This is a genomic window from Luteimonas sp. TWI662 (assembly GCF_039673825.1).
Taxonomy (GTDB): domain Bacteria; phylum Pseudomonadota; class Gammaproteobacteria; order Xanthomonadales; family Xanthomonadaceae; genus Luteimonas.
In genome coordinates this window covers 187,752-200,301 of the sequence record NZ_JBDJMI010000001.1, presented here as the reverse complement: position 1 = coordinate 200,301, position 12,550 = coordinate 187,752, and the positions used below count along the sequence as shown (strand labels likewise).

The 12,550-nt window shown below is 68.1% G+C and carries 8 protein-coding genes; 5 read left to right on the top strand and 3 right to left on the bottom strand.

Annotation, left to right across the window (positions count from 1 at the left end):
• Window positions 1-277 precede the first annotated feature (277 nt).
• The 5 genes from ABE488_RS00980 to nadS all read left to right on the top strand — a co-directional run bounded on the left by ABE488_RS00980 (window position 278) and on the right by nadS (window position 10,241).
• A complete protein-coding gene (locus ABE488_RS00980) occupies window positions 278-8,890 on the top strand; it encodes a glucoamylase family protein (RefSeq protein ID WP_346446984.1) in 8,613 nt (2,870 codons plus the stop codon).
• Window positions 8,887-9,144: a hypothetical protein gene (locus tag ABE488_RS00975; RefSeq protein WP_346443131.1), complete on the top strand. Its 258-nt coding sequence runs from the start codon at window positions 8,887-8,889 to the stop codon at window positions 9,142-9,144. Before ABE488_RS00980 ends, ABE488_RS00975 begins: the two co-directional genes overlap by 4 nt.
• A gap of 2 nt (window positions 9,145-9,146) precedes the next feature.
• Entirely contained in the window at window positions 9,147-9,488 is a 342-nt protein-coding gene (locus ABE488_RS00970) for a hypothetical protein (protein ID WP_346443129.1), read from the top strand.
• Between the two features lie 148 nt (window positions 9,489-9,636).
• Window positions 9,637-9,951, top strand: a complete 315-nt coding sequence (locus ABE488_RS00965) for a hypothetical protein (RefSeq protein ID WP_346443127.1) — start codon at window positions 9,637-9,639, stop codon at window positions 9,949-9,951.
• Window positions 9,951-10,241, top strand: a complete 291-nt coding sequence (gene nadS / locus ABE488_RS00960; protein ID WP_346443126.1) for a NadS family protein — start codon at window positions 9,951-9,953, stop codon at window positions 10,239-10,241. The genes ABE488_RS00965 and nadS overlap by 1 nt, the downstream gene beginning before the upstream one ends.
• A 300-nt stretch (window positions 10,242-10,541) precedes the next feature.
• Here nadS and ABE488_RS00955 read toward each other — a convergent pair whose 3' ends face one another.
• The 3 genes from ABE488_RS00955 to ABE488_RS00945 form a co-directional block, all read right to left on the bottom strand.
• Entirely contained in the window at window positions 10,542-10,976 is a 435-nt protein-coding gene (locus ABE488_RS00955; protein WP_346446734.1) for a hypothetical protein, read from the bottom strand.
• The gene (locus tag ABE488_RS00950) at window positions 10,976-12,127 is read right to left on the bottom strand and encodes a tyrosine-type recombinase/integrase (protein ID WP_346446733.1); all 1,152 of its coding nucleotides are present in this window, start codon (window positions 12,125-12,127) and stop codon (window positions 10,976-10,978) included. The genes ABE488_RS00955 and ABE488_RS00950 overlap by 1 nt, the downstream gene beginning before the upstream one ends.
• A 165-nt stretch (window positions 12,128-12,292) precedes the next feature.
• Entirely contained in the window at window positions 12,293-12,517 is a 225-nt protein-coding gene (locus tag ABE488_RS00945) for a hypothetical protein (protein ID WP_346446731.1), read from the bottom strand.
• Window positions 12,518-12,550: the final 33 nt, after the last annotated feature.

The window sequence follows — 12,550 nt, the reverse complement described above, 5'->3', positions numbered from 1 at the left end:
GCCGCCCCATCGGGCGCGTCGGTCGCGGGGCTGCGCAGCGGGGGAAGCCCCTCGGCGCCGGCGACACGTCGATCCATCGTCACGCCCGGATCTTGGGTGGGTGCAATGATGGAGACGAGGGCCGTCGGGCCCGACGGGTTCTTCTATGGTCGCTGCTTCAAGGATGTTCCGCCGTTGGTGGCGCCTACGCAGGAGCGCGCGGTTGGGGCACGCCGCGCTTCCCGCCGACGCCGGGACGGAAGCGCCGCTGCGCGCGCAGCTGTTGAGTGCCGAACAGATGGAACTGCACGGCAGGGCGCTGGCGCTGGGCCATGCGATCCAGTCCCGCCGCGTCCCTGACCGCCTGCTGGCGCGACTGAGCGAGAACGCGGCGCTGCTCGAGGATGCACGGACCTTCTTGTCGCTGATGGTGCGCGACGAAATCCGTATCACGCCCGCGGGCGAGTGGTTGCTCGACAACTATCATCTGATCGAGGAGCAGGTGCGGCTGGCGCGCCGGCACCTGCCCAAGGGCTACAGCCGCGAACTGCCCGCACTCTCTCACGGGGCATTGGCTGGCCTGCCGCGGGTCTACGATCTGGCGATGGAGGCAGTGGCGCATGGCGACGGCCAGGTCGATGCGACGACGTTGAGCCGGTTCGTCGCCGCCTACCAGTCGGTGACCCCGTTGACGCTCGGCGAGCTGTGGGCGATCCCGATCATGCTGCGCCTGGCTGTGCTCGAGAACCTGCGCCGCATGGCGGTGCGGGTGATGCGCGACGGCGAGGATCACCGTCTCGCACGCCGCTGGGCCGAGCGACTCAATGCGACTGCGGCGCGGTCGCCGCGCGACGTGGTGCTGGTCGTCGCCGACCTGGCGCGCAGTACCCCGCCGGCGACCGGGGCCTTCGTCGCGGAACTCACCCGCGGCTTGCATGGGCGGGGAGCGCTGCTGTCGATGCCGCTGACGTGGGTCGAACAATGGCTGGCCGAGGTGGGGCTGCGCATCGATGCGCTGGTCCATGCCGAGAGCCAGCAGCAGGCCGCCGACCAGGTGTCGATCGGCAACAGCATCGGCAGCCTGCGCTTCCTGGCGACGATGGACTGGCGCGAGTACGTCGAGACCATGAGCCTGGTCGACGCGGTGTTGCGCGAGGATCCCGCCGCGACCTATGCCCTGATGGACTTCGGCACACGCGACCACTATCGCCATGCCGTCGAGCGGATGGCGCGGCGTGCGGGCGTCGATGAGGTCGAGGTTGCGCGGGCCACGCTGCGCCTGGCACGGACCCATCCCGCCGAGGCGATCGAGGCGCACGTGGGCTACTACCTCGTCGACGACGGGGTCGGGCAGACGGTCGCCGCGCTGGCGTCGGTGCGCGGACGCGCGCCGATCCGGATCGTGCCTCGCACCGTCCCGCTGCCGGTCTATCTCGCGCTGATCGCCGTCGTCGTCGCGCTCGCGGCCAGCGGCCTGCTGGGGCAGTCCGGCGCGCGCGAAGTTGCCTGGGCGCCGGTGTGGCTGCTCGCCGTGTTGGGCGTGCTGGCGTTCAGCGAACTCGGCATCGCGCTGACCAACTGGCTGGCGACGGTGGTGGTACCGCCCAGACCGCTGCCGCGGCTCGATTTTTCGGAAGGCATCCCCGCCGCGTCGCGCACACTGGTGGTGGTGCCGTGCATGTTCGGCGACATCGGCACAGTCGATGCGCTGGTCGAGGGGCTCGAGGTGCGGTTCCTCGCCAACCGCGATGCGCATCTGCATTTCGCCCTGCTCAGCGACTATCTCGATGCCGACCACGCGCAGTTGCCCGGCGATGCCGACGTGCTGGCGCATGCGGCGGCGGCGATCGCGGGCCTCAATCAGCGTTATCGGGGCGACAGCCCGGCACCGGGCGGCGACCGCTTCTTCCTGCTTCACCGGCCGCGCAAGTGGAATGCCGGCGAAGGTCGCTGGATCGGCGAGGAGCGCAAGCGCGGAAAGCTTGCCGCGTTGAACGGGCTGCTGCGCGGCGCCGGCACCAGCGCGTTCGAGCAGGTCGTCGGCCGGGTCGATGTGCTGGCGAACGTGCGGTACGTGATCACGCTCGACACCGACACCCGGTTGCCGCGCGATGCGGCACGTGCGTTCGTCGGCACGCTCGCGCATCCGCTGAATCGCGCCCGCTTCGACCCGCAGCGCCAGTTGGTCACGCGCGGCTACGGCATCCTGCAGCCGAGCGTGGGCAGCAGCTTCAGCGGTCGCCGGATCAGCCGTTACGCGCGCATGTACGGCAGCGAGCCGGGCATCGATCCGTACACGCGCACGGTGTCGGACGTCTATCAGGACCTGTTCGGCGAGGGCTCCTTCGTCGGCAAGGGCATCTACGATGTCGATGCGTTCGAGCAGGCGCTGCACGGGCGCCTGCCCGACAATCGCATTCTCAGCCACGATCTGCTCGAGGGCTGCTACGCGCGGGCCGGCCTGGTCAGCGACGTGCGGCTCTACGAGGATTACCCGTCGCGCTATGCCGCCGACGTCAAGCGCCGTCACCGTTGGATCCGCGGCGATTGGCAGCTGCTGCCCTGGCTGCTGCCGTGGGTGCCGAGTGCGCGCGGCCTCGTGCGCAATCCGTTGTCGACGCTCTCTCGCGGCAAGCTGCTCGACAACCTGCGTCGCAGTCTGGTGCCGGTCTCGGCGCTGGCGCTGCTGCTGTTCGGCTGGCTGACGCAACCCGCGCCACTGCCCTGGACGCTGTGGCTGCTGGCGGTGTTCTTCGCGCCGGTGCTGGTGCCCGCCCTGCGCGACCTGCTGTCGAAGCCGGCGGACATGCGCCTGGACACGCACCTGCTGCAGGTCGGCGATGCGACCGGCCGCGGGCTGTTGCGCGCGCTGGTCAACGTGGCGTGCCTGCCGTACGAGGCGATGTTCAGCCTGTCGGCGATCGCGCTGACGCTGTGGCGGACGCTGGTCAGCGGTCGCCACTTGCTGCAATGGAATCCGTCGAGCGAAGTCGAGCGGACGCTGGGCAGCGGCATGGCGGCGGAACTGCGCACGATGTGGCCCGCATCGCTGCTGTCGCTGGTCACGGCCGTGACGTTGTGGCGCCTGCAGCCGGGGGCGCTCTGGGTCGCTGGCCCAGTGCTGGCGCTGTGGGCCGCGTCCCCGCTGCTGATGGCCTGGCTGGGCCGCGCGCCACCGCAGCGCAGCGCCGAACTGTCCGCGGCCCAGCGGGCCTTTCTCGGCCGGCTGGCCCGGCGCACCTGGGGGTTCTTCGAGGTCAACATCCGCGCCGAGGATCACTGGCTGCCGCCGGACAACATCCAGGAGCATCCCACGCTGGTGGTCGCGCGGCGCACCTCGCCGACCAATATCGGACTGTCGCTGCTGGCGCATCTCGCTGCATGGGACTTCGGGTATCTGCAGGCCCCGGCCCTCATGCGGCGCACCGGGCAGATGTTCGCGACGCTCGACCGGCTGCCGCGCCATCGCGGCCACTTCTACAACTGGTACGACACCGAAACGCTTGCGCCGTTGCCGCCGCGCTACATCTCGACCGTCGACAGCGGCAACTTGGCTGGACATCTGCTGACGCTGCGGCAGGGGCTGCTGGGACTGATCGATGCCCCGGTGCTCGCGCCGCAGACATACGCCGGCCTGGCCGACACGCTCGGGGTGCTGGTGCAGGCGGCCAACGCGCAGGCACGCGCGACCGGCTCCTGGACCGCCGCGGCCGGTGCGCTGGAAGCGGCGCTGACCCGCGCGATCGGCTCGCCGCCATCCACGATGGCCTCGGCCCTGTCCACGCTCGAGGCGCTGCGCGCACTGGCCGCGCCGCTGGCGGAGATGACGCCTGCAGCCGACGACCCGGCCGCGGCCGACGACGAGGTCGCGCAGTGGGCAGAGCGCCTGCGGACCGCGTGCGACGAGGCGCGCGACGCGCTGTCGGACTGGCTGCCCGCGGCCGAGGCAGTCGCCGGCCGGGACGACGGGCCGGCGACCGCGGGCGCGATCCCGTCGCTGCGTGCCCTGTGCGCCCCGGGCAACGATCCGGTGGTGCGCAAGCGCGCTCGCACCCGGGTGCGCGAGCTCGAGCGTCTGGCGCACGTGGCGGGCCAGTTCTCGCTGATGGAGTACGGCTTCCTCTATGACCGGGCGCGGCAACTGCTGTCGATCGGCTACGACGTCGACAACCGACGTCTCGACCAGGGCCATTACGACCTGCTGGCCTCGGAAGCGCGGTTGTGCAGTTTCGTTGCGATTGCGCAGGGCCAACTGCCGCAGGACACCTGGTTCGCACTCGGCCGGCTGCTGACCGAGGTCGACGGCGATGCGACGCTGATGTCGTGGAGCGGCTCGATGTTCGAGTATCTGATGCCGCAACTGGTGATGCCCAGCTATCCGGACACACTGCTCGACCAGACCGCCCGACATGCGGTCAATGCGCAGATCGCCTATGGCCGCCAGCACGAGGTGCCGTGGGGGATTTCCGAGTCGGGCTACAACACCGTCGATACGCGGATGAACTACCAGTACCGCGCGTTCGGCGTGCCCGGGCTCGGGCTCAAGCGTGGACTGGGCGAGGATCTGGTGATCGCCCCCTACGCAACGATGATGGCGCTGATGGTCGCGCCCGAGGCGGCCACCCAGAACCTGCAGCGGCTCGATGCCGCGGGCTTCTCCGGGCGCTTGGGCATGTTCGAGGCAATCGACTACACGCCTTCCAGGCTCCCGCGCGGTCAGACCCATGCGGTCGTGCGTTCGTTCATGGCCCACCACCAGGGCATGGGATTCCTGGCGCTCGATCACCTGCTGCGCGAACAGCCGATGCAGCGCCGCTTTGTCGCCGATGCGGAGTTCCAGGCGACGTTGTTGCTGCTGCAAGAGCGCGTGCCACGCACCGGTGTGGTCCGTCCGCACGCGTTGGAGTCGGTCGGGGTGCGCGGTACTGCGTCGGTCGGCGAGACGCGTCTGCGGGTGTTCCGCACCCCCGACGCCTCGCGGCCTGCCGTGCAGATGCTGTCGAACGGCCGCTTCCACGCCTTGCTTACCGGAGCCGGCGGCGGCTACCTGCGTCGGCACGACATGGCCGTCACCCGCTGGCGTGAGGACGGCACGCGCGACCACTGGGGCGCGTTCTGCTATCTGCGCGATGTCGAGGACGGCGACGTGTGGTCGGCTGCCTACCAACCGACCTGCGTACCGGTCGAACACTACGAGGCGATCTTCTCCGATGCCAAGGCCGAGTTCCGCGGGCGCAGGCGGGGCCTGGAGACGCACCTGGAGATCGCCGTTTCGGCCGAGGACGATATCGAGCTGCGGCGGCTGCGTCTGAGCAATCGCTCGCGCCACGCGCGTACGATCGAAGTCACCACCTATGCCGAGGTGGTGCTGGCACCTGCGATCGTCGACGAACTCCATCCCGCCTTCGGCAACCTGTTCGTGCAGACCGAGATCGTGCGCGAGAAGCAGGCGCTGCTGTGCACGCGGCGTCCGCGCGCGCGCGACGAAATGCCGCCGTGGATGTTCCACCTGCTCGCTGCGCACGGCGCCGATATCGTCGGGATCTCCTACGAGACCGACCGCGCGCGCTTCCTCGGACGCGGCAACACACCCCGCGAGCCGCAGGCCATGCGCGTTCCCGGTGCGCTGTCGGACACCGCAGGCTCGGTGCTCGATCCGATTGTCTCGATCCGGGTCCGGATCACGCTGGCGCCGGAGCAGACCGCGGTGCTCGATCTGGTCACCGGCGTCGGCGATGACCGTGACGCCTGTGCGGCGCTGATCGACAAATACCGCGACCGCCGGCTCGCCGATCGCGTGTTCGACCTGGCCTGGACCCACAGCCAGGTCGTGCGCCGACAGATCAACGCGTCGCAGGCCGATGCGCAACTCTACGAGCGCATCGCCGGGTTGATGGTGTTCGCCCATCCGTTCCTGCGCGCCGACAGCGCAGTGCTGCTGCAGAACCGGCGTGGGCAGTCCGGCCTGTGGGGGCACTCGATTTCCGGCGACCTGCCGATCGTGCTGGTGCAGATCGCCGATGCCGAGAACATCGAGCTGGTGCGGCAGATGGTTCAGGCGCACGCCTACTGGCGGCTCAAAGGGCTCAATGTCGATCTGGTGATCTGGAACGAGGACCAGGCCAGCTACCGCCAGCAGTTGCAGGAACAGATCCTGGGCCTGGTGTCCGCAGGGCCGGAGGGCAACGTGCTCGACCGGCCTGGCGGGATCTTCGTGCGGCCGGCGCAGCAGATCTCCCAGGAAGACCGCATCCTGGTGCAGTCGGTCGCCCGGGTGATCGTGAGCGACCAGCACGGCACGCTGGAAGCGCAGGTCGGGCGCCATACGACGCCCGAGCGCGAGGAGCCGCTGTTGGTGGCGGATGCGGACAGCTTCGCGACCGTGGACGAGCAGGGCATCGACGCCGGCCGCCATGGACTGCCGCCGCCAGGCGCGCCGCCCGGTCCGGCCGAAGACCCGTGGCCGTTCGAGGCGGTGGCCGAGGCCGCACTGTTCGACAACGGCACCGGTGCGTTCGCCGCTGACGGCCGTGAGTACGTCGTCGTGCTCGACGAGGGCGCCAGCACGCCGGCGCCTTGGTCCAACGTCATGGCCAATCCCAGGCTCGGCACGGTGGTCAGCGAGAGCGGCCCGGGCTACACCTGGTTCGAGAACGCGCACGAGTTCCGGCTGACGCCTTGGCATAACGATCCGGTGTCCGATGCGGCGGGGGAAGCCTTCTATCTGCGCGACGAGGACAGCGGTCATGTCTGGTCGCCGATGCCGCTGCCGCGGCGCGGGCGCGGTGCCTACCGGACCCGGCACGGCTTCGGCTACAGCGTCTACGAGCACGTCGAGGACGGTATCGCCAGCGAACTGTGGATCTATACGGCGCTGCGCGATCCGGTGAAGTTCTCGGTGCTCAAGCTGCGTAATCTCTCCGATCGTGCGCGGCGGCTGTCGGCGACCGGCTACGCCGAATGGGTCCTCGGCGACCTGCGGGTGAAGACGCAGATGCACGTCGTCAGCGAACAGGACCCAGCGAGCGGTGTACTGACCGCGCGCAATCCCTACAACACCGAGTTCGCCGGGCGCGTCGCGTTCTTCGACGTCGACGGCGATCGCCGCAGTTTCACCGGCGACCGGACCGAGTTCCTCGGTCGCAACGGCAGCCTGCGCAATCCTGACGCGATGCGCCGGACGCGGTTGTCCGGCCGGCTCGGCGCGGGACTCGACCCGTGCGCCGCGATCCAGGTGCAGGTGGACCTGGGGCCGGGCCAGGCGGCCGAGACCGTGTTCCGGCTCGGCATCGAGGACGATATGCCCGCCGCCCTGCAACTTGCGCAGCGGCTGCGCGGTTCGGCGCCGGCCCATGACGCGCTCGATGCGGTGCGTTTGCACTGGCTGCAGACGCTCGGCAAGGTGCGTGTGGAGACGCCGGACCCGGCCACGGACCTGATGGTCAACGGCTGGCTGATCTACCAGACGCTGGCGTGCCGCTATGTCGCGCGCAGCGGGTACTACCAGTCCGGCGGCGCGTTCGGGTTCCGTGACCAGCTCCAGGACACGATGGCGACGGTGCATGCGGTGCCGGCGCTGACGCGCGCGCATCTTCTGCTCAGCGCCGCGCACCAATTCCCGCAGGGCGACGTGCTGCACTGGTGGCACCCGCCGGCCGACCGCGGCGTACGCACGCGCTGCTCGGACGACTACCTGTGGCTGCCGTTGGCGGCGTGCCGCTATCTCGAGGCGACCGGCGACGACAGCGTGCTCGACGAGCGCGTCGGTTACATCGAGGGCAGGCTGGTCAATGCCGACGAGGAGTCCTACTACGACCTGCCGGTGGCCTCCGGGCGCGTGCAGTCGCTCTACGACCACTGCGTGAGTGCGCTTGTGCGCGGGATGGCCCTGCTCGGCGAGCGCGGACTGCCGCTGATGGGAACTGGCGACTGGAACGACGGCATGAACCGGGTCGGCGAGGGCGGACGCGGCGAAAGCGTGTGGCTGGGCTTCTTCCTGTTCGACGTCCTGCAACGTTTTTCCAGCGTCGCCGAGGCGCGCGGCGACGCGGCGTTCGCCACCACCTGCGCGGACGCGGCGACGCGGCTGCAGCGCGATCTCGAAGCCCACGCCTGGGATGGCGGCTGGTACCGGCGGGCGTGGTTCGACGACGGGACCCCGATCGGCTCGCGGGACAGCGACGAATGCCGGATCGATTCGATCTCCCAGAGCTGGGCGGTGCTGTCGGGCGCAGCCGATCTCGAACGTGCACGGTTGGCGATGGCCGCGCTCGAGACCCACCTGGTCAAGCGTGAGGCCGGCCTGATCCAACTGCTCGATCCCCCGTTCGACCGGACCGCGCACGACCCGGGCTACATCCGCGGCTATGTGCCTGGTGTGCGCGAGAACGGCGGCCAGTACACGCACGCCGCGGTGTGGTCGGCGATGGCATTCGCGGCGCTCGGCGACCGCGAGCGCGCATGGGACCTGGCGCGGATGATCAATCCCATCCACCACGCCGCGGACGCGGCCGGCGCGGCCGTCTACAAGGTCGAACCCTACGTGATGGCGGCCGATGTCTACGGCGTCGCGCCGCATGTCGGCCGCGGCGGTTGGACCTGGTACACCGGCTCGGCTGGCTGGATGTATCGGTTGCTGACCGAATCGCTGCTCGGTTTGCGGATCCGTGGACAGACGCTCGAGATCGCGCCGTGCGTGCCCGAGGCGTGGCCGGGCTACCGGATGCAGTTCCGAAATGGTGACGCGTTGTACCGAATCGAGATCGTCCAGACCGATATCGGGCCAGCATCGTTGACGCTCGATGGCGTGCCCCAGGACGGCCTGCGGATCCAGCTCGAGCGTGCCGCCGTGCGGCGCGAACTCGTCCTGCAATGGCCACGCGGCGAAGCCGGCGGGGCGGCGACCGCATGAGTCCCGGTTTGCCCGACGAACTGGAAGCGGCGTTGGACGAATTGGCCGGCATGCTGCCGGTCTGGCTGGAGAAGCTGCGCGTGCGCGAGGCGTTCGACCCTCAGTTCGAAGCCCTCGCGCAGCGCATCCTCGTCAAGGCCAGGACCGACGACGAACGGCGCTGTGTACAGCGCCGGCTCGATGCGATGCTGGCCCGGCACGGCATCGTGCGTCGCAGTTGGCGGTTGTCGAGGCATCCAGGCCCAAACCGCTGACCTTGGGCGACTTCATCGCGGAGCAAGACGCGTCATGGGCGAAGGCGAATCAGAAGTCCGTCCAGGCTAGCGTGGATGCGATCGAAGCCACGTTCGCGAAGTCGGTCAATCAGGCTAAGGGCGCTGACGATAGCGGTGTGCGCTACCTGACGCCCGACGAGGAGAGGCGGTTGCGCAAGGCACTGACGAAGCGCGAGGGCGCGCGTAGAGCCAGAATGCCTGGCGCGTCGAGCGTGGCACCGAGGGCCATCCGCGATTTGGCCGACTTCCGGTGTCATGACTTGCGCCACGCGTTCGCAGAGCGCCTGGTCGTGGCGGACGTGGACCTGAATACCGTGCGCTAACTGGGGGGCACCTCGATATCAAGATGACGCTGCGCTATGCGCATCTGGCCCCGGACAAGCTCGCCGAAGCGGTCGCCAGATTGGCCTCCTGAACTGCCCAGGTATACGCCATTGACGTACTGTCGGCCGCTGGCGTAAATTCGCATCCATGATCTTCATCGAAACTCCCATCTTCACAGGGCTTCTGTGCGAGTTGCTGACGGATGATGAATATTCGAGCTTCCAGCAATGCCTGATAGGCAACCCGCATGCGGGGGATGTCATCAAGGGCACAGGGGGCCTTCGCAAGGTGCGCTGGGCAGCTGGGGGCAAAGGTAAGCGCGGTGGCGTGCGGGTGATCTATTACTTCGTGGACGAGGCCGACCAGATTCGGCTGCTGCTGATCTACAAAAAGGGCGTTCAGGACGATCTGACCGCAGTGCAACGCAAGCAACTCAAAGCGATCAAAGACGGGTGGACATGATGGATAACAATCTCTTTGCGCAGCTCTTGGAGAGCATGGAGCAGATGGGCGAGATCACGCGCGGTGAGCGCGCTCCGTCCCGCGAGTTCCACGTTGATGCCGTACAGGTCAAGAAGGTCCGTGCATTGACTGGCCTTTCACAGTCCAAGTTTGCCAAGGTGATCGACGTTCCTGTCGGCACCCTGCGCAACTGGGAACAAGGCCGCCGTGATCCGACTGGGCCAGCAAAGGTGTTGCTGCGTGCAATCCATAACGATCCCAAGCACGTCTTGGAAGCGCTGACAGCCTGACCTTTTCAAGCGTCGCCGCCGATACAACAGACCCCGCCATGTGCGGGGTTTTTCGTGTGGGCGAGAGGGCCGAGGCGGCGGCGAAGCTCGGCGGTACTGCAAACGAATCGGGCTGTCTTCCTTGGTCGCTGGTGGATTTGCCGGTCGTGCCACCCGCGACAAAACACCGGTAGCCGGAGCGGGGCATACATCCTCGACGCGGGGGGCTCCTGGCCATCCTTTGGCCCCGTGATCCGGCAACCGCCCCCCGCGTTCGGGGCATCGGCCTCCGCCATGGGCGATCCTGGCGGGGCCTTCTTGTCAAAGCGTCGTTTCGACGAGGATCTCGTTCAGTTCCTGCTCGCTGAGTGTCCCGGATTGCTGCAGTGTCGAGATGAGCGTCCCGAGAACCTTCGCATGGGCGTAGACCGATCGCGCAACGTCTCGCGGCGCTTCGTCGGCACCGAAGCCGATCACATGCAGCACACGGCTCGGGGTGTCGAGATGCGGGTAGGTGCGTTGCTCAACGAACTCTTCGAAGTGCGGTATGCCGACCTTCCTTGGTTGCAGATGGCAGTGTAGCGACCTGCGGCAACAGCGATTTGCGCATACCTTGCACTTACGAAAAACCCGGCTCGATGGCCGGGTTTGTCTGATTCCACGAAAGCGTCTGTCTTCCAGCTGTTTCGTGGTGGGCGGTACAGGGTTCGAACCTGTGACCCCTACCATGTCAAGGTCGGTGAAGATCAGGCGCATCAGCTACTTAGCTTGTCGCTCGCTATCTTACGACGCCTCGAAATATCAGGCACTTGGCTATCGGCTGGGGTCAGTTTGGGGTCACCCCCTGCGAGCGCCTGCAGCCGCGGCACGCGTGCGGTCAGCTCGTCCAGAATCTCGCCGAGCACGCGCCGCGCATCGCCCAGGTAGGCCGGGTCGAACTTCGCGTAGCCGTCCGTCGTGCCGCCCGCATGGTGGCCGAGTAGGCCCGACACCTCCCACGCCGGCACGCCGCGCTGCCGCAGCCATGTCGCGATCGAGTGGCGGATCACCTTCGGCACCCACCACGCCGGCAGCCGAGCGGCGACTCGCAACTTGCGCCACGTCGTCTTGATCGAGCCCACGCGTCGACCGTGCCAGTTGACCAGGTGCGCTGCCGGATCGGCCTGCGCGACGTAGCGCGCGAGCAGCGGCTGCAGCGGCACGATCGCCCTGTACTTCTTCGTCTGGCGCCGCCCGGCCGGATTGAGCCGCACCAGGCGCGCGTCAACATCGATCTGAAACGGCTGGAGATCGAGCGCGGCATCGCCGCGGCACGCCGTGCACAGTCTCACCAGCGTGTACGCCCAGACGTGCTCAGGCATGGGCGTGTTGAGCCACTTCACCATCTGGTCGATGGTCGCGTAGTGGGGGTAGGCTTCGCCGCCGGTAGGCAACTGCACGAACGGAACCTGCGTGATCTCGCCGCGCTTCCATGCTCGATTCAGTGCCGATTTGCCGACGCCCAGAACCCGGCGCGCGTAGCCTTCGCTGTACTGCCCGCGCAGCCAGTCCAGGAACTCTTCCTGAGCGCCCACGGTCACATCGGCTACCGTCGCATCGACCGGCCACCACTTGCGCCACAAGGCGACGCCCCGCTTGGCACTGTCGCTACTGGCGATCCGCGTGCCGTGCTGCGCAAGGTAGCGCGTCAGAACGGTGTCGAGCATGACATCGGCCGGGGCTTGGTCGCGGACTTCCGCGTTCTCGACAAACCAGCGCGCTAGCTCGACCTTTGCCTGTTCAAAATCTCGTGTGCCGAGCGAAGCGCGATGCTTGGATCCGCTGGCGTCGAGCCACGCCCTGTACCAGACGGTCGATCCCTTGCGTTGCTCGATCCAGTAGGCGCCGAGGCGGAAGCGGGCTGACACGTCTGGTGCTCCAGGTAATCGAGAAGGTGTTGTTCGGTGTACCGCGCTCGACGCGCGATCAGCGTGTGGCCGATCGCGCCTCGCTTCCTGATTCTGGCCATCGTGACCTCGGAGACGCCGAGATAGTCCGCGGCTTCGGCCTCGCTGTAGAGCTGGGGTAGTCGCTCAGCCGCGCCCATCGTCCACCTCCGGTACCAGCCGCACGCGGCGGCCCTCCAAGCCTTCGGGCACGCTTTCCCAAATGTGTTCGGATGCCAGGACGACAGGCGCATCCTCGATGCGCCGCGCAAGGGCTGCGGCTTCGCGAATCAGCGCGACGTTATGCCGGTCGCTTCCGTACACAGTGGGCCACGCCGCCGCATGCGCTTCCAATCTCTCGCTCAACCTCATAGCTCACTCCCTTCTCGCGTCGGCCACGGCCTC